16 protein-coding genes are annotated in these 18,225 nt (G+C 58.7%); 10 read left to right on the top strand and 6 right to left on the bottom strand.

The genetic code is table 11. From position 1 onward, the window contains the following. The first annotated feature begins 51 nt into the window (after nucleotides 1-51). Nucleotides 52-1,797, top strand: a complete 1,746-nt coding sequence (locus ABWQ15_RS08735) for an L-lactate permease (protein WP_353908381.1) — start codon at nucleotides 52-54, stop codon at nucleotides 1,795-1,797. Nucleotides 1,798-1,880: 83 nt separating this feature from the next. Further along, nucleotides 1,881-2,831 (top strand): L-lactate dehydrogenase, encoded by a 951-nt coding sequence (locus tag ABWQ15_RS08730; protein WP_353908380.1) that lies wholly within the window; start codon nucleotides 1,881-1,883, stop codon nucleotides 2,829-2,831. A 69-nt stretch (nucleotides 2,832-2,900) separates the two neighbouring features. Here ABWQ15_RS08730 and megL read toward each other — a convergent pair whose 3' ends face one another. Then, on the bottom strand, nucleotides 2,901-4,097 hold the full coding sequence (gene megL, locus ABWQ15_RS08725) for a methionine gamma-lyase (RefSeq protein WP_353908379.1): 1,197 nt from the start codon (nucleotides 4,095-4,097) through the stop codon (nucleotides 2,901-2,903). A 326-nt stretch (nucleotides 4,098-4,423) separates the two neighbouring features. Here megL and ABWQ15_RS08720 point away from each other — a divergent pair, with 326 nt between their 5' ends. The 3 genes from ABWQ15_RS08720 (at nucleotide 4,424) to proS (ending at nucleotide 8,434) form a co-directional block, all read left to right on the top strand. Continuing rightward, the gene (locus tag ABWQ15_RS08720; RefSeq protein WP_353908378.1) at nucleotides 4,424-5,389 is read left to right on the top strand and encodes a LysR family transcriptional regulator; all 966 of its coding nucleotides are present in this window, start codon (nucleotides 4,424-4,426) and stop codon (nucleotides 5,387-5,389) included. Nucleotides 5,390-5,537: 148 nt separating this feature from the next. Then, complete coding sequence (locus ABWQ15_RS08715; RefSeq protein ID WP_353908377.1) at nucleotides 5,538-6,989, top strand: MATE family efflux transporter; 1,452 nt, start codon at nucleotides 5,538-5,540, stop codon at nucleotides 6,987-6,989. A gap of 5 nt (nucleotides 6,990-6,994) precedes the next feature. Beyond that, nucleotides 6,995-8,434 carry a proline--tRNA ligase gene (proS, locus tag ABWQ15_RS08710; protein ID WP_353908376.1) on the top strand — a complete coding sequence of 480 codons (1,440 nt, stop codon included), beginning with the start codon at nucleotides 6,995-6,997 and terminating at the stop codon, nucleotides 8,432-8,434. A gap of 212 nt (nucleotides 8,435-8,646) precedes the next feature. On the opposite strand, the gene ABWQ15_RS08705 is transcribed toward proS, so the two are convergent. The 5 genes from ABWQ15_RS08705 to ABWQ15_RS08685 form a co-directional block, all read right to left on the bottom strand. Next, a complete protein-coding gene (locus ABWQ15_RS08705; RefSeq protein ID WP_353908375.1) occupies nucleotides 8,647-9,825 on the bottom strand; it encodes an iron-containing alcohol dehydrogenase in 1,179 nt (392 codons plus the stop codon). 1 nt (nucleotide 9,826) lies between these two features. Beyond that, a complete protein-coding gene (locus ABWQ15_RS08700; protein WP_353908374.1) occupies nucleotides 9,827-10,789 on the bottom strand; it encodes a D-2-hydroxyacid dehydrogenase in 963 nt (320 codons plus the stop codon). Between the two features lie 30 nt (nucleotides 10,790-10,819). Next, a complete protein-coding gene (locus ABWQ15_RS08695) occupies nucleotides 10,820-12,406 on the bottom strand; it encodes an NAD(P)/FAD-dependent oxidoreductase (protein ID WP_353908373.1) in 1,587 nt (528 codons plus the stop codon). Nucleotides 12,407-12,700: 294 nt separating this feature from the next. Then, the gene (locus ABWQ15_RS08690; protein ID WP_353908372.1) at nucleotides 12,701-13,186 is read right to left on the bottom strand and encodes a CHAP domain-containing protein; all 486 of its coding nucleotides are present in this window, start codon (nucleotides 13,184-13,186) and stop codon (nucleotides 12,701-12,703) included. Then, complete coding sequence (locus tag ABWQ15_RS08685) at nucleotides 13,187-13,465, bottom strand: phage holin family protein (RefSeq protein WP_353908214.1); 279 nt, start codon at nucleotides 13,463-13,465, stop codon at nucleotides 13,187-13,189. 432 nt (nucleotides 13,466-13,897) lie between these two features. On the opposite strand from ABWQ15_RS08685, the gene ABWQ15_RS08680 reads away from it, so the two are divergent. The 5 genes from ABWQ15_RS08680 (at nucleotide 13,898) to phoU (ending at nucleotide 18,205) form a co-directional block, all read left to right on the top strand. Then, nucleotides 13,898-14,758, top strand: coding sequence for a phosphate ABC transporter substrate-binding protein (locus ABWQ15_RS08680; protein WP_353908371.1), 861 nt, complete (start codon nucleotides 13,898-13,900; stop codon nucleotides 14,756-14,758). 81 nt (nucleotides 14,759-14,839) lie between these two features. Continuing rightward, nucleotides 14,840-15,808, top strand: coding sequence for a phosphate ABC transporter permease subunit PstC (gene pstC / locus ABWQ15_RS08675; RefSeq protein ID WP_502919115.1), 969 nt, complete (start codon nucleotides 14,840-14,842; stop codon nucleotides 15,806-15,808). A gap of 3 nt (nucleotides 15,809-15,811) precedes the next feature. Next, nucleotides 15,812-16,660: a phosphate ABC transporter permease PstA gene (pstA, locus tag ABWQ15_RS08670; protein ID WP_353908370.1), complete on the top strand. Its 849-nt coding sequence runs from the start codon at nucleotides 15,812-15,814 to the stop codon at nucleotides 16,658-16,660. Nucleotides 16,661-16,788: 128 nt separating this feature from the next. Then, nucleotides 16,789-17,544: a phosphate ABC transporter ATP-binding protein PstB gene (pstB, locus tag ABWQ15_RS08665; RefSeq protein ID WP_353908369.1), complete on the top strand. Its 756-nt coding sequence runs from the start codon at nucleotides 16,789-16,791 to the stop codon at nucleotides 17,542-17,544. A 13-nt stretch (nucleotides 17,545-17,557) separates the two neighbouring features. Further along, on the top strand, nucleotides 17,558-18,205 hold the full coding sequence (gene phoU, locus ABWQ15_RS08660; protein ID WP_353908368.1) for a phosphate signaling complex protein PhoU: 648 nt from the start codon (nucleotides 17,558-17,560) through the stop codon (nucleotides 18,203-18,205). Nucleotides 18,206-18,225: the final 20 nt, after the last annotated feature.

The raw sequence follows: 18,225 nt of genomic DNA, 5'->3' as shown, positions 1-18,225 counted from the left end.
GCTTCTCTTTTTTATATTTTCAGTCTGGTAAAAATGAGAGGATGATCGATTATGGGAGTTTTAAAGTTTATGCTGGCAGTCAGTCCCATCGTGTTTGTGCTGGTGGGGATTCTGGCGTTCAAGAAACCGGCGATGAAAGTCGCGCCGCTGGCGCTGCTGTGGACGCTGGCTCTGGCCTTTACCTATTTCAACGTCACGGGTCTTGGCTTTAAGGAAAATGTCGCGGCCTATGACGCCTTGCTCTGGAAGGGGATCAAGGAGGGCGGAAAAATCGTCGCAATGGTCTTCGGAGCCTTCGTCATTCTCAATACGCTGAAGAAAACCGGAGCAATCGAAGACGTGAAAAACACCGTGGCCCACATCTCCGGCAGCGACCGCCGGGTGCAGCTGATCGTGGTGGGCCTGATGGTCCCCATTTTCCTGGAGGGCGCCGCCGGTGCCGGCGCTCCCGCAGCCATCGCGGCTCCGTTTCTCGTGGCGCTGGGCTTTGACCCGGTGATAGCCATTGCGGTGGCGCTGCTGGGCGATGCAACTCCCTGTTCCTGGGGCGGCGCGGGCCTGACTACCATTTCCGGCGGCGCGGCCCTGGTAGACGCGGGCGTTTCCACCGCGGCGCTGAATTCCGCCATGGTGGGCCGCATTCATATGTTCGGCGTGATGGTCATTCCCTTCATCATGGTGGCGATTGCTTTCGGCCGCAAGGGCTTTAAAAACATCGTCCCCTACCTCTGCTATGCGGGCGTCACCACGGGCGTCACCATGTTCTTCCTTAGCAATTTTATCGGCCCCGAGGTCACTTCAATGGGCACCGGCATCATCTCCATACTCTTTTCCGTGGCCTACGTGAAGCTGGTTCCCATCAAGACTCCTGAGGAGTTTCGCTACAAGACGCCTGAAAAGGCGGAGCGGAAGTACAGCGCATGGCGTGCCATGTCCCCGTATATCTACATGCTGATCCTGCTCCCCGCCGTGCGGTACGGCGTGCCTGCTTTTGTTAAAAACGGCTTTGCGCTGATGTGCACCTTCGGCTACATCGTCTGGGTGGACGCGGTGATCTTCCTGTGCGCCGTGCTGGGCGCCATCACCCTGGGTATGCGGGCCGAGGACTTCGGCGGCGCGTTCACCGGCGTTACCGGCGGCGGCTCCGTCACTGTGGTCCGCCAGAGCAAAGACGGCAAGGCTCCGGTCTATGAACAGGTCAGCGCTGCCCAGGCGCGGGCCATGGAGGGCCGCACCTTTTTCTCCGATGCCTCCGCCTGCGTGAAAAACTTTCCCAGCGCGGTTGGAAAGGCTTTGCGCCGCAGCGAGTTTGGTTCTGTCTGCAAGAGCACGATCGGTTCTGTCTGCCCCGTTTTGGTGACCATGGGCAGTCTGCTGGTTTTGGCCTATATTATGCAGTCTAAGACCACCGGCATGATGAACCTCATCGCCGGCGACATCTCCCGCCTGGCCGGCATGTTCTACCCCGCCGCCGCTGTGTTTATCGGTACCATGGGCGCCTTCATCACCGGAACGGGCCTCGGCTCCAACATCATGTTCGCGGGGATGCACACGCAGGCGGCCACGTCCCTGGGGATGAACCCCATCACCGTGTTCGCGGGACAAAACGCCGGCGCGTCTTTGGGCAACCTGATCTGCCCCAACAACACTGTGGCGGCCTGCGCCACCGTCGGACAGGTGGGCAACGAGTCCAAGGTCATGCGCAAGACCCTTCCCGCCTGGGGTATTATACTGACTCTGTACATGGCGCTCGCCATGGTATATACTCTGGTGGTGTTTCCCGGTTTCGGGATGTAAGCGCAAAGATCAAATATGCAATCGACTGGGAGAGGGGGAGCAATCCCCCTTTCCCAGTGAATAAAATCAGGAGGAACGTATAGATGAGAACAAGAAAAGTCGGTGTGATTGGTTTGGGTCATGTGGGCGCCCACGTGATGTATTCGCTGGCGGTGCAGGGCATCGCGGACGAAATTGTTTTGGTGGACCAAAATGAGGCAAAGGTCAGGAGCGAGTGTCAGGATCTGTTTGACGCCGTGGCCTATCTGCCTCACCGGGTGAAGGTCAGCGTGGGCGATTTCCCGGATCTGGGAGACTGCGACGTGATCGTCAACTCCACCGGCAAGATCGACCTGCTCCGGGGCAATCACAACCGGGTTACGGAGATGGACTTTACAATCCCCGCCGTCCGAAGCTATGTGGAGAAGGTCAAGGCCAGCGGCTTTAACGGGGTGCTGGTCAACATCACCAACCCCTGCGACATTGTGACGCGGGAGCTGGCGCTGGGTCTGGGTCTTCCCAAGGGCCGTGTTTTCGGCACCGGCACGGGGCTGGACACCGCCCGCCTCATCTCCACACTGGCCCGCCAGACCGGCATCGACCACAAATCCATCACCGCCTATATGCTGGGTGAGCACGGCAACGCGCAGATCGCCGCATGGTCCGCTGTGTCCTTCCGGGGCCGCAGTCTGGACGACTGGGCCAAAACCGGAGATTCCCGTTTCCAGTTTGATCGGGAGGCCCTCCAGAAGGAGTCGATCGGCGCGGGCTGGGCGACATTTTCTGGAAAATTCTGCACGGAGTATGCCATCGCCACCACCGCCGCCCGGATGGTCCACATTGTTCTGCACGACGAGAAGCAGATCATGCCCGCCAGCGCAGAGCTCTGCGGCGAGTATGGCGAGTCCGGCCTTTATGTGGGCGTCCCCTGCATCATCGGAAAGGATGGCGTGGAGGAAGTGGTGGAACTGCCGCTGAGCGACGGAGAAAAAGCGGCGTTTCACAACTGCTGCGAGGAAGTGCGGCACAACATGGAACACCTCAAGGAGATCTGATTCTCTTTCAAAAAGAGAGGCCCATGGATAACACAAGGTTATCCATGGGCCTCTTTATACGATTTGGAATCAAACGAGCGTATCCAGAATGGACTTGAAGTCCGCGATGATGTCCTCCGGGTCCTCAAGGCCCACGCTGATACGGACCAGCCCCTCGCTGATGCCGGCGGCTTTCAATTCCTCAGGAGTGTAGGTGGAGTGAGTCATGGAGGCGGGATGCTCCACCAGCGTCTCGGCGTCGCCCAGAGACACGGCGATGGTACACATCTCCAGCTTGTTCAGCGCGGCGGCAGTGGCGGCCCGGTCGGATTTCAGTTCAATGGACATCATGCCGCCGGGCAGCTTCATCTGCTTTTGCGCGATTTCGCGGCCCTCAAAATCGTCGAGGCTGGGATAATAGACCTTTGCCACGGCGGGGTGACCGTGAAGGAACTCCGCCACCTTCTGGGCATTGGAGCAGTGGCGCTCCATACGAATGCTGAGGGTCTTCAGGCCCCGGGCAATCAAAAACGCGTCAAAGGGACTCATGACCGCGCCGGTCATGTCCTTCAGCCCGAACATCCGGCACTGGCCGATAAAGTCCGCGCTGCCCACCACAAAACCGGCGATCACGTCCCCGTGGCCGTTGATGTACTTGGTGGCACTGTGAACCACCACATCAGCGCCCAGCTCCAGCGGCCGCTGAAGATAGGGGGAACAGAAGGTGTTGTCCACAATGACCCGAATACCGGGGTTGAACGCATGGGCGGTTTGGGCGGTGGCGGCAATGTCGATGATCTTCATAGTGGGATTGCAGGGCGTCTCAAAATAAACAACCTTCGTATTACGGGTCAGGTGTTTTTTGAGGTTTTCCGGCTTGCTGAGATCGGTAAAGGTCACATGGACGCCGAACTTGCTCATACCGTGCATCAGCAGGGCATACGTGCAGCCGTACAGCGTTTCATCCGCCAGAATCTCGTCGCCCGCCACCACGGAGGTCCAAAAGGCGGAGGAAATGGCGCCCATGCCGGAGGCGGCGGCCAGGGCGGCCTCGCCGTTTTCCAGAGAGGCCATTTTTGCCTCTACCTGCGTCAGGGAGGGGTTGCCGAGGCGGGTGTAAATGTATCCATTTTCTTTACCAGCGAATCGGGCGCCGCCCTGTTCCACGGAGGCAAACTCGAAGGTGGAGGACTGATAGATCGGGGTGCACAGGGAACCGGCGCTGTTGACTTCCTTGCCGGCATGGATCTGGCGGGTTGAGAAACCCAGCTGCTTTTCGTTTTTCATGGAACCATCCTTTCATCGGGCCCGCAGAGCGGGCAAATTGACAACTGCGGATTAAAAGTTTATTTGCTTGGGTGTGGCGGGGAATAGATGGCAGTCGTATCGAAGAAAAACGACCGACTCATCCAGAAAACTGTGCAATACTTCCATACATGGCTAAAATAAAAAAGAAAATTTATACACTATAACTACAATATAGCACCTTCTGAGAGAAGGCGTTAGCAAGTCTTTTCGGAAATCAGTTCCAGAATTTTCAGATAATAAATTTGACAAGTTCCCAAAAATTTTTATAATGAAAGGAGTGAACAGATTCGGAAGGAGGGGATCCGATGACATTCCAGCAACTCTCTTACGTGGTAGAGGTCAGTAAATGCGGGTCGATCAACAAGGCGGCGCATAACCTGTTTCTGTCCCAGTCCGGGATATCCACCGCCATCCGGGATCTGGAGGATGAGCTTGGCATCCACTTTTTCAACCGCAGCAATCGGGGCGTGGAATTTACGCCGGAGGGGGAGGAATTTGTCTCCTATGCGATCTCTCTGTTGGAGCAGAAGCGCCGGATCGAGAGCCTGTACACAAACGACCGGTTTGCGCCTGCTCCGGTGCGCTTTGCTGTATCCACCCAGCGGTATCCCTTTGCGGAGGATGCTTTTTTGCGCCTGCTGAGGGCCATGGATGCGCCGAGCTACAGCCTGTCTATCCGGGAGACGGGGATGGATGGGGTCATTCAGGACGTGTGCGAGCATCGGGTGGATGTGGGGGTGATTTTTCTCTCGGACCTGACGGAGAAGATTATCCGCCGCCGGATGGACACGCAGGATGTGGAATTTCACGAACTGGCGGCGGTGCCGCCCTGCATCTATGTTCACAGGGATCATCCGCTCACGGGCTGTGCTCCATTAACCGAAAAAGGACTTTTGGAGTATCCATATGCCTGTTTTGAGCACGATCAGGGTGCGGCGGCGGATTTTTCGGAGGAATATCAATTGCTTTCCGATCGAAAACCGGTCAGAACCATCTGCGTCAACAGCCGCACGGCCATGATGGAGGTACTGGCGGCCACGGACGCGTTTACCACCGGCAGCGGACTTCTGACGGCTGGTCTGAGCGACGAGAGGGTGATCTCCATCCCGCTGGAGGGCAGGGGCAATGTGCGCCTGGGCTGGCTTCGGGCGAAAAACACCAAGTCCACACCTCAGGCGGAGCAGTTTCTCCGCCTGCTGGCGGAAGCCACGGCGGACGCCGCGGCCTATACCCGTACGCTTCAGGAGCGGCGGGTGGTTCGGCGGGGATAACCGCAGGTTTTCACAGAGGCACGGCAAACATTCTTATGCTGATCCGACCGCCTCGTCCGAAGGACCGGGGCGGTTTCTTCTTGCGAGAGTGCGGCGCGAGTGATACATTTTATGATGCCGATTTCGGAAAAACAGGAGGAGTAACAGCGTGGAGGATCATCAGGAGGAAAAATTCAACCGAATGACAACGGAGTCCGTGGGGCGGTTGATCTGCGAACTGGCCGTGCCCTGCGTCATCAGTATGCTGGTGACGTCGGTCTATAATATGGCGGATACTTATTTTGTTGGAAAACTGAACAGCAACAGCGCCACCGGAGCGGTGGGGGTGGTGTTTTCCCTGATGGCGGTGATCCAGGCCATCGGGTTTTTCTTTGGCCATGGGTCCGGCAACTATATTTCCCGGGAACTGGGCGCACAGGACAGGGCGGAGGCCAGACGGATGTCCTCCACTGGGTATACGCTGGCACTGTTGGCGGGTGCGGCCCTGTGCGTATTGGGGGAGATTTTTCTGGCGCCCCTTGCCGACCTGCTGGGAGCGACCCCTACCATCCTGCCATACGCCAAGGACTATATGCGGATTATCCTGATCGGCGCACCGTGGATGACGGCGTCGCTGGTGTTGAATAACCAGCTGCGGTTTCAGGGCAGCGCGGCCTATGGTATGGTGGGAATCTCGGTCGGGGCGGTGTTGAATATCGGGCTGGACCCCGTCTTCATCTTCGCACTGGACATGGGTGTTGCCGGCGCGGCATTGGCCACGGTCCTCAGCCAGTTCGCCAGTTTTTGCCTGCTGCTGTGGCAATGTGGCCGGGGCGGAAACCTGCGGCCCCACCTAAAGGAGACGCAGATGAAACTGTTTTACATGAAAGAGATTGCCCGGGGCGGTCTGCCGTCTTTGGCTCGGCAGGGTCTTGCCAGCCTTGCGGCCGTCTGTCTGAACCGGGCATCCCGGGGCTACGGAGACGCCGTGATCGCCGCGATGGCAGTGGTGACCCGGGTGATGATGTTCGGTGGCTCCGCCCTGATCGGCTTTGGACAGGGCTTTCAGCCGGTCTGCGGATTTAACTATGGAGCGAAGCTCTATCACCGGGTGAGGCAGGGCTTCTGGTTCTGCGTGAAGTGGGGCACCGCGTTTTTAGCGGTGGTGTGTGCGCTGGGCGTGGCCTTTGCGCCGGAGATGGTGGCGCTGTTCCGGAACGATCCGGAGGTGGTCCGGGTGGGTGCGCTGGCCATGCGGTGCCAGTGCGTGGGCTTTGCGCTCTCCGGCTGGGTGGTCTTCAGTAATATGACGCTGCAGACGATCGGGGATACCGGACCCGCAACGTTCCTCGCCGCGGCCCGACAGGGAGTTTTTTTCATTCCGGCGGTGCTGTTCCTACCGCGGATATTGGACCTGTGGGGCGTAATTTTGGCGCAGCCGGTGGCGGATATCCTGTCGTTTATCACGGCGGTGCCGCTGATGCTCAAAGCTCTGAGCAGAATGAAGGAGGCGACTGCTGACGCCGGAAGTAAAACAGTTGACAATTTCCCGCAAACTGGATACAATAAAGATTCAGCAAAAACCCATGACAACGCTGATACTAAAAATATGAAGGAATGAAGAGTATGGAACAGGACAGAAGACAAGTAGAGGCCATCACATCCCGTGATATCGATTTCGCCCAGTGGTATACCGACGTTTGCAAAAAGGCGGAATTGATTGATTACACCAGTACAAAAGGGATGTTTGTCCTGCGCCCATACGGTTACGCCATCTGGGAGAATATTCAGAACATCCTGGATAAGGAGTTTAAGAAGACAGGGCATACCAATGTCTCCATGCCCCTGCTGATTCCCGAGTCCCTGCTGCAAAAGGAAAAGGAACATGTCTCCGGCTTTGCGCCCGAGTGCGCGTGGGTTACCATGGGCGGCAGCGAGAGGCTGGAGGAGCGGCTGTGCATCCGCCCCACCTCCGAGACGCTTTTCTGCGATCACTGGAGCCGGGTTGTCCACTCCTGGCGCGACCTGCCGATGCTTTATAACCAGTGGTGCAGCGTACTGCGGTGGGAGAGAACCTCCCGCCCCTTCCTGCGTCACCGGGAGTTTTTGTGGCAGGAGGGACACACCATCCACGCCACACCCGAAGAGGCGATCAGCGAGACGGAGATGATTCTGGAGTGCTATGCCACCTTCTGCGAAGACGTGCTGGCCATGCCGGTGATCCGGGGCCGGAAGACGGACAAAGAAAAGTTTGCCGGGGCGGAGGCTACCTATACCATTGAGTGCATGATGCACGACCACAAGGCGCTTCAGGGCGGCACCAGCCACTATTTCGGAAACGGCTTCCCCAAGGCCTTTGACATTACCTTTACGGATAAGAACAACCGTCTGACCACCCCCTATGAGACCTCCTGGGGCCTTTCTACCCGCATCATCGGAGGCATCATCATGACCCACGGCGACGACAACGGTCTGGTTCTGCCGCCCCGTATTGCCCCGGTTCAGGTGGTAGTCATTCCTGTGGCGATGCACAAGGAGGGCGTTCTGGACGCGGCGCAGAGCCTGAAAAAGCGTCTGCTGGACGCGGGTGTGCGGGTGAAGCTGGACGATTCCGACAACTCCCCCGGATGGAAGTTTGCCGAAAACGAGATGAAGGGCGTGCCCCTGCGCGCGGAGATCGGCCCCAAGGACATTGAGGCGGGACGGTGCATCGTGGCGCGCCGGGATACCGGAGAAAAGATATCCGTGTCGCTGGAAGAGCTGGAGACGACGATTGTAAAGCTACTGGATGAGGTGCATGACAACATGTATGCCATGGCCCTTAAAAACCGGGAGGACAACACCTTTGACATCAAGTCCCCCGCCGAGGCAAAGGCGATTGCCGAAGGCAAGGGCGGTTTCCTCCGCTCCAAATGGTGCGGCTCGGTGGAGTGCGAGATGGCCATGAAGGAGCAGGCGGGCGTTTCTTCCCGCTGTATGCCTTTGGTCCAGTCCGGAACGGAGGGCGTGTGTCCCGTGTGCGGAAAGCCCTGCAAAACCGACATCTACTGGGGCGTCGCGTATTAACGGAGAAGGCATTCCGCCGGTCCGGTCGGATGATATGGAACGGAACGCCCTCTGAATCGTATTTGCTTAGCTCCCTTTTCATTTTCCCATAACAATGCCCCCTGATGTAGGAACCTACATCAGGGGGCATTTTGTCGATTACCCGGTTTCGCTTGCTCTGCTCGAGGGAACCCAGCAGACTTACTCCCTGGGTTCAAAAAAGCCGGGACGGATTACTCCGCCAGATGGAGAATGGCAGTCATTTCCTCGGGGCCGATCTTCACGAAATTGCCAAAGGGGAAGCCGCCGGGTTTTTCGGCCCGGTGAGCGGTCATGCCTGGAATGTCCGCCGCGTTGGCGCCCACCTCCGACAACGTGGCCGGCATCCCGATGGATTTCAAAAACGCCCGGAACCGGGCAATGCCCGCCTTGGCGGTGATCTCCGGATGGACAAAGTCCATGTCGCAGTCCCATACCCGGACGGCGAACTGAGCAAACCGGTTCACGTCGTGGGGCAGAACGTACTCCATCCACGCCGGCATGACCACTGCCAGACCTGCGCCGTGGGCGCAGTCATAGAACGCGGAGAGCTCGTGCTCAATCTGGTGGCTGGCCCAGTCCTGAACCCGGCCTATGCCGCAGGAGTTGTTGTGAGCCAGCATTCCCGCCCACATGAGGTCCGTTCGGGCGGCGTAATTACTGGGATCCTCCAGTGCTTTCGGCACGGCGGAGACAATGGTTTTCATCAGCGCCTCGCACAGCCGGTCCGTGACATCCACATCCGGTGTGTTGGTGAAATACCGCTCGCAGATATGGGCGATCATGTCCGTCGCTCCACTGGCGGTCTGATAGGCAGGCAGGGAACAGGTGAGCCGGGGGTCCAGTACCGCAAACTTCGGCCGGAGCAGGTCCGACTTCGGGCAGCCCCATTTCAGATTTCCCTCTTCCAGAGTGATGACGCAGCTGTCGGATCCCTCAGACCCCGCCGCCGCGATGGTCAGCACCACGCCTACCGGCAAAACATCGGTAATGGGTGTTTTCCCGGAAAAGAAATCCCAGAAGTCGCCGCCGTAGCCCGTGCCCATGGCGATGGCCTTCGCCGTGTCGATCACGGAGCCGCCGCCCAGAGCCAGCAGAAAGTCCACACCTTCCTTCCGGCAAAGCTCGATCCCCTCATAGACTTTTCCGCTGCGGGGGTTGGCCTGCACGCCGGAAAGCTCGGCGAAGGGGATGCCTGCCGCTTCCAAGGAGGCGGTCACCGCGTCATAGGCCCCGTTCCGTTTCACCGATCCGCCGCCGATAATCAGCAGGGCCTTTGTGCCGCCGAACTGCCGCACCAGCTCCCCGGTGCGGCACTCCTCTCCGTCGCCGAAGGCAAACAGAGTAGGAGAGTAAAACGTAAAGTTATCCATTTTAATACCCCCGCTTCAGATCAACCAGGTGGTCCAGGGGTTTGCCCTGCGCGTATTTCTCCAAATTTTCGCAGAACATGGAGACCGTTTTGTCACAGGTGTAGCCCAGAGTCATGTTGCCCGCCACATGGGGTGTCAGCAGCAGGTTTTTGGTGTTCCACAGGGGATGGTCCTCGGGCAGAGGCTCCGGTACCATCACGTCCAGCGCCGCACCCGCCAGCTTGTCGGAATTCAGCGCCTCCATCAGTGTCTCCTGATCGATTGCGGTACCGCGGCCCACGTTCACCAGAATGGACGAGGAGGACAGCCGCGCGATGCGCTCTTTGGTCATGATTCCGATGGTCTCCGGTGTTGAGGGAAGAGACATGACGAGGATATCGGTCTCCGGGAGGACGTTGTCCAACTCCGTCATAGGGACGACCCGGTCATACACCGCGTCGGCGACCCGCCCGCTGCGGTTTACGCCGGTGATGGACGCGGGGCAAAGAGCCCGGGCCCGCTTTGCAAAGGTGGTGCCGATGTCGCCGGTACCCAGCAGTGTCAAACGGCTGCCCTGAATGGAGCGGATGGGCAGGTCGTTGGTCCAGCCATGACTTTGGATGACCTTTGTGTAGTCCGGCATTTTCCGCTGAAGCATCAGCGTTACCATCAGAATGTGCTCCGCGATGGTCACGCCGTAAGCCCCGGAGGAATTGGTGAGCATCACGCCCTCGGGAAACCGGAACGGCGGCTGATAGGGGTCCACGCCCGCATAGGAGCAGCAATACCATTTCAGATCGGGCGCCTCCTTCAAAAGTGACCGCCAGTGTCCGAACAACACTTCGCAGTCCGCAATTTGCCCGGCGGCGTCCTCCTTGGTCTGATAGTAGCGGACGGAAAATCCGTGCTTTTCCGCCACGGCGTTGATCTGCTTTTTGTGGTTCTCCGAGATGAATTCATTGACGACGCAAACAGTATGGCTCATTTCAATTCCTCCTGTATTTTAAGATAGCTGTTACAGCGTTTGTATGATTTTTTCAGCGCACCGCATGCCGTCCGCGGCGGCGGAGAGGATGCCTCCGGCGTACCCGGCTCCCTCGCCGCAGGGGTACAGGCCCCGAAGTGTACTCTGTCCCGCTTCGTCGCGGGGAATACGGACGGGGGAGGAGCTGCGGCTCTCCACCGCCGTCAAAACCGCGTCCGGTGCGGCGTAGCCCCGGAGCTTTTGGTCAAGAACCGGGAGCGCCTGTGCCAGCGTGTCGCATACGAAATCCGGCAGACATTCCCGCAGGTTTGTCCATTTCACGCCGGGGCGATACGTGGGCGTTACGCTTCCGGGACCGGTTGACGGACGGTTTTCAAGAAAGTCCTCCACCCGCTGGGCTGGGGCGCTGTAACCGCCGCCGCCCAGACGGAACGCGGCGTCCTCAAGCTTTTGTTGGAACTCCACGCCCGCCAGCGGGCCGTCTCCGCCGAAATCCTCCGGCGTCACATTGACCAAAAAACCGCCGTTGATGTTCTTCCCGTCTCGGGCGAAGCGGCTCATGCCGTTGGTGACCACCCGATTTTCCTCCGACGCGGCGGCCACCACCTCGCCCCCGGGGCAGACACAGAAGGAATACGCCGCCCGACCGTCGGGCAGATGGCAGGAGAGCTTATAGGTGGAGGCGGGCAGGCCGGGGTGGCCCGCATATTTTTTATATTGTACCGCATCCATGTCCGCCTGTAAATGCTCAATGCGCACGCCCACGGCAAAGGGCTTCGCCTCCATGGGGACCTTTGCGGCATGGAGCATTTCAAAGGTATCCCGGGCGGAGTGCCCCACCGCCAGAACAAGCTGGCGGCAGGGAAGTGCATACACGCCCTCCGGCCCCTCCACGGTAATTCCGGCGAGGCCTCCGTTTTCCGTCCGGAGTCCCGTCAGCCGGGACTCGAACCGGATGTCCGTCCCCAGACTCAGCAGCTCCTTGCGCAGGTTTTTCAGCGCGATGTGGAGCATGTCCGTTCCCACATGGGGCTTTGCGTCAATCAAAATGTCCTCCGGCGCGCCGCAGGAGACCAGCTCCTCCAGAATAAAGCGGTGACGGGGGTCCTTGGTGCCGGTATTCAGCTTTCCGTCGGAAAACGCTCCCGCGCCGCCCTCTCCAAACTGCACGTTGGAGCGGACGTCCAGTTCTCCGGTTTGCCAGAACCGTCCCACATCCGCCTGACGCTGCTCCACGGTTTTGCCCCGTTCCAGAAGGATGGGCTTTGCCCCGGCCTTTGCCAGCACCAGCGCGGCAAACAGCCCCGCCGGTCCCGCGCCCACCACCACCGGCGAAAGCTCCGGCGGAGCCGCCGGTTTCGGCAGAGCATAGTCCGGGGCCGGGACATAACGAGATACCTTTTTGTTGTGGCTGCGGCGCAAGACCTTTTCCTCCTCCGCCGCGTCCACCGCCACGGTGTATACCAGTTCCACGTCCTCCCGGGCGTCCACGCTTCGGCGCAGGACATGAATGGATTTTATATCGTTTTCACCGACCCGCAGAAGGCGGGCGGCCTCCCGCACCAGATCACGGGGCCCACGCCCGGGCCGCTGCTTCAGACCTTCAATTTTAAGCAAATTAATAGTTTCCTTTCCTTGATGTTCAGTATGGGCATCGTGCTCCGTTACCTTGCAGTCGGCAAGGCCGATCATCTGCCTGCTCTCCGGCTCCGGACGGGACCTCAACGCGCGCTATCATCAGTTATCATTATATCACGTTCCATGTCGTATTGAAAGAGTTCGTGCATCAGTATCTTACCGTTCAAGCCATCCACCACATACCCGGGGCTGCCGTCGGTCTTCACGCCGCTGCTTGTATCCATCTCTCGATAAAGAAACCTGGCGGGGCACTGCCCCGCCAGGTTTCTTGGTTTACACGTTGTACCAGGGCCGATACGCCCCGGTGATATTGGCATACGCCCGGTTGCGCTCCATCACGCAACCACCGTTGACCTGAGACGCAAGGGACGTGTTGCCCTCGTACGTGACCACCACTCTGTCCCTTACGGACACGACGATGCCCACGTGTTCCGTGATCGCGTCATTTTTCCCCCAGTGCATAAAGAGAATGTCGCCGGGTTTATAATTGCCTGTGACCCACTGCTTATGCTTTTTTGCGTAATCGGCAAGATCGGTGCAGCTCGCCGTTTTAACAGGCAGCGGCAGGTTGGCCCTGGCAAACACCCACTGCACAAACGCCATGCACCAGGCGTAATTGTGTCCGGCGGCGCCATAGAACCAATCATTGTATTTGACCTTGTTGGAGCCGGACGGGTACTCGATCACGCCCAGCTGGGACTCTGCCCATTTAAGGACGTTTGCCCGCTTTTCATCGTTCGTCATTTGTTCGCCCGCCATTTATTTGCCTCCGCTCAACTGCTTTACCGCCTGATTAACGCCGGTCGCCGCAAGGCCGCTCACAATACCCACGGCAATCGCCGTCAGCGGGTCGGTGGCGGGAAAGTTTGGAAGGCCGGTATACAGCGCCACAAGGCCCAGAATACCGCCCACAGCGCCACATGCGATGGGGATATATTTGTCGTTGTTGCATGGTGTGGCCTTGACCGCAAGGCCCACCAGATAGCAAATGGTTGTGATAGCGGCCACTGCCGCGATGCCAAGAGAACTAATATCCATAAATGCTCCTTTCGCACGGGGTCGGGAGCCGTGGGGCCCCTGGCCCCAAGCTATAGTATTCCGTCAGCGTGTCATCCTTGACACGATAACCCTATCGATAAACCGGGTTCGAAGTTCGATGCGAATGGTTGTTAAATTATAAAATTTGTGAAAAACAGTAAGGAACCTAGGAAAATAGAAAACGGATGCCGGTTTTAACATCTGCTTTTGTACCACTCCGATCACTTGAAAAAGATAGCCCTTTTGTCCTACTGATGCTTGCGCTTCAGAACTGCAACACAGGTTACTTTACAATCAATTGGTATTGCTGAAACGGATTTTACAAATACTTTACACAGTCGTGGTAACGGTTTTTATATTGGAAAAGGTATACTGAAAACACATCAAGGAACTATCAAAACAATTCATGAAAAATCAAAGGAGATTATTAAGATGAAAAAAGCGATGAGCGTGTTTCTTGCACTGGGGATGACCGCCGCCCTGCTGGCCGGCTGCGGCAGCAGCAACTCCGCCCCGGCTGCATCCGGCGCCCAGACTCCCCCGACCGTCCCCGCTTTGAGCGGCACAGTATCCACCAACGGTTCTACCTCCATGGAAAAGGTGATCGGAGCTCTCAGCGAGCAGTTCATGGCAGACAATTCCGGCGTCACCGTCAGCTATGACCCCACCGGCTCCGGCGCGGGTATCGAGGCCGTCAGCAACGGCACCTGTGACATAGGGCTTGCCTCCCGCGCACTGAAAGCGGAGGAGACCGGCCTCACCGCCACGACGGTGGCTCTGGACGGCATTGCCGTCATAGTCAACGCCAAGAGCAAGGTGGCCGATCTGAGCGTCGACCAGATTGCCAAGCTCTTCACCGGCGCGGTCACCGACTGGTCCGCCGTGGGCGGCGACGCGGGCGCTGTGGCGGCAATCGGCCGTGAATCCGGATCCGGTACCCGCGACGGCTTTGAGTCCATTACGAAAACCGCCGACGCCTGCGTCCTCTCTCAGGAGCTGACCTCCACCGGCGCGGTCATCGAGGCCGTGAAGGGTAACCCCAACGCCATCGGCTATGCTTCTCTCTCCGCAGTCGAGGGCCAGGACGGCATCAAGGCCGTCACAGTGGGCGGGGTTGCCTGCACCGAAGCGACGGTTCTGGACAGTACCTATGCCATTCAGCGTCCCTTCGTCCTGGTGACCAAGGACGGCGCGACACTCTCTGCTGCGGCTCAGGCCTTCTTCGACTTCGCCACCTCCACCGCCGCCAACGACCTCATCAAGGCTGCCGGCGCCGTGCCTGTCGCGAAGTAAGAATTCGCTTACGATTTACCCTCTGCCGACATACCCCCGCTCACCGTGAGCGGGGACTGTCGGTTTGGAAAGGAGCGCATTTTGGAATACGGTTCACTTAAAAATACGGCCGCTTTCTCTCAGGAGTGCGTGGCTGATGCCGCCGCGGCGCCCCGCCGCACGCTGAGGAAGGTCGGCGGGCAAAAGCCGCTGGAGGTCGTGATGCATGCGCTGTTTCTGCTGTGCGGCATCTTGGCTGTGGGGTTTGTGCTGGTCATCAGCGTTTACCTGATTGTTTCCGGCGTTCCCGCGATCCGCCAGATCGGCCTTTGGAACTTCCTCTCCGGAGAGGTCTGGGAGCCCACCGCCACCACGCGGGATCCGTCGTTCGGAATTCTGCCCTTCATTCTCACCTCTGTGTACGGCACTGCCGGGGCAATTCTGATCGGCGTCCCTGTGGGACTGTTCACGGCCTTGTTCCTCTCCAAGGTCGCTCCTCCAAAGGTGGCAAAGATCATTCATGGGGCGGTGGAGCTGCTGGCAGGTATCCCGTCGGTGGTATACGGTCTGGTGGGTATGATCGTGCTGGTCCCCGCTATTCAAAAGGCGTTTCAGCTCAGCTCCGGCGCCTGCCTGCTGGCGGCCGTCGTGGTGCTGGCGATCATGATCCTGCCCTCCATCGTCAACGTGTCGGAGACGGCGATCAATGCCGTGCCCAGAGAATACGAGGAGGCGTCTCTGGCCCTGGGGGCCACAGAGATGGAGACACTCTTCCGCGTCACCCTTCCCGCCGCCCGCAGCGGTGTGGCCGCTGCGGTGGTGCTGGGTGTGGGCCGCGCCATCGGCGAGGCCATGGCCATCGTAATGGTGGCGGGCAACGTATCCAATATGCCGAGCCTTTTGACCGGCGTCCGCTTCCTGACCACGGCCATCACCTCCGGTATGAGCTATGCCGCCGTGGGAAGCCTGTATCAGCAGGCGCTGTTTTCCATTGGACTGGTGCTGTTCCTGTTTATTATGCTGATTAACGCGCTGTTGAACCTGTTCATCAAGCGGAAAAAGGAGGGCTGAGCCATGGAAAAGCTATCCGCTCCCCGCCGGGCCTATGACCGAACCATGCGCACTTTGCTGTGGCTGGCCGGCGGCGTCACCTGTGCGCTGCTGATATTCATGCTCGGCTATATCTTTTTCCGGGGCGTGCCGAATTTGACCTGGCCGCTGCTCAGTGGTCAGAGCAGCTACCTGAAAAACACCATCGGCATTTTTCCCAACATCGCCAACACGCTGTATATCATTCTGGTGGCGATGGTGATCGTCCTCCCCATCGGCGTGGGCGCGGCGATCTATCTGACGGAGTATGCTACCAGCCACAGGCTGGTGGCCGTGATCGAATTCGCCACCGAGTCTCTGGCGGGGATCCCCTCCATTATTTACGGCCTGGTGGGCATGCTGATTTTCGTGCAGTTCATGAATCTGCAAAACGGCATTTTGGCGGGCGGATTGACGCTGGTCATCATGATCCTGCCCACCATTGTCCGCACGACGCAGGAAAGTCTGAAAACCGTTCCTCAAGCCTATCGGGAGGGCGCGCTGGCTTTGGGTTCCGGCAAGTGGCACATGGTCCGCACCGTGGTGCTTCCCGGCGCGGTGGACGGTATCGTAACCGGCTGCATCCTGGCCATAGGCCGCATTGTGGGCGAGAGCGCTGCCCTGCTGTACACCGCCGGATTCGGACTGGTGCTGAACGACTTTATGACCGCCCTCCACTCGTCCTCCGCCACACTGACCGTGGCGCTCTACGTCTATGCCAGCGAACGGGGTGAGACGGCGGTGGCCTTTGCCATTGCCACGATCTTGCTGCTGCTGACGCTGGTGATCAATCTGACTGCCGGCATAGCGGGCCGGAGACTGAAAAGGCTGTAAACTGCCTGCGCTTTTGTTTGCGCGCCGCCGGAAAGATGGCCGCGCGCCGTGAATCGGACGCGGACCAAACGTCCCCCCATATTTTAAAGACCGCCCCGGCGGCCTGAAACAGACAAGGAAGTGAAGTCATGGACTCGATCCTCTCGATTAAAGACCTGAACCTGTGGTACGGCGACCATCAGGCACTGTACTCCATCAACGCGGAGATTCCTGCCAACGAAATCACGGCCCTGATCGGTCCCTCCGGCTGCGGAAAGTCCACATTTTTGAAGACGCTGAACCGTATGAACGATCTGATTCCCGGCGTGCGTATCACCGGGGAGGTAAGTTTTCAGGATCAGAATATCTATGACCCGGCGGTGGACGTGACGGGGCTCCGGCGCCGGATCGGCATGGTTTTTCAGAAGGCCAACCCGTTTCCTATGAGCATTTACGACAATGTGGCATACGGTCCCAAGACCCACGGCATCCGCAGCCGAGTGAAGCTGGACGAGATCGTGGAGAACTCGCTCCGGGCGGCCGCCATCTGGGAGGAAGTAAAGGACCGACTGAAGACCTCCGCTCTGGGTCTCTCCGGCGGCCAGCAGCAGAGGCTGTGCATTGCCCGGGCGCTGGCGGTGGAGCCGGAGGTGCTGCTGATGGATGAGTCCACCAGCGCGCTGGACCCCATCTCCACATCAAAAATCGAGGAGCTTGCGGTGGAGTTGAAAAACAGGTATACTGTGGTCATGGTGACCCACAACATGCAGCAAGCTGCCCGTGTTTCCGATAAGACCGCTTTCTTCCTGCTGGGAGAGCTGGTGGAATTCGGCGGCACGGAGCAGATGTTCTCCAGTCCCACGGACAAACGCACAGAGGACTACATCACCGGCAGATTTGGTTAAGGGGGCTTGAAGCATGAGAACACATTTTGACGAACAGCTGGAACAACTCCATCTGGAACTGATTCGCATGGGCGCCCTGTGCGAGGACGCCATCTCCGCCGCGGCGAAAGCGCTTTTGGAGCAGGACGCGGCGCTGGCGGACAAGGCCAGAGCGGCGGAGGAGGAAATCGATCAGGCGGAGAGCGACGTGGAGCGGCTATGTCTGCAGCTGCTGCTGCGTCAGCAGCCGGTAGCAAAGGATCTGCGGGAGATATCCTCAGCGCTGAAAATGATCTCCGATCTGGAGCGTATCGGTGACCAGGCGGCGGACATCGCGGAACTGAGCAGCTATGTGGCCGACGCATCCGATACCGGCAGGACCCATATCGGGGATATGGCCCGGGCCACCATCGCCATGGTGACGGACAGCGTGGACTCCTTTGTAAAGCGAGACCTGGAACTGGCCCGCTCCGTCTGTGTGGCGGACGACAAGGTGGACGCCCTGTTTTTAGACGTGAAAAAGGAGATCATCAGCCTGATTTCCACCGATAGCTCCAAAGGCGAGCTGGCGCTGGATCTTTTGATGGTGGCCAAGTATTTTGAGCGGATCGGCGACCACGCCACCAATGTTGCTGAGTGGGTGGAGTATTCCCTGACGGGGGTCCACAAAAACAATAATTAGCGCCGGAGAAATCCGGCAGT

This window comes from Oscillibacter sp., assembly GCF_040505565.1.
Classification (GTDB): domain Bacteria; phylum Bacillota; class Clostridia; order Oscillospirales; family Oscillospiraceae; genus Oscillibacter.
Note: the sequence above shows the minus strand (reverse complement) of the source record. Positions and strands in the feature narration are given on the sequence as shown.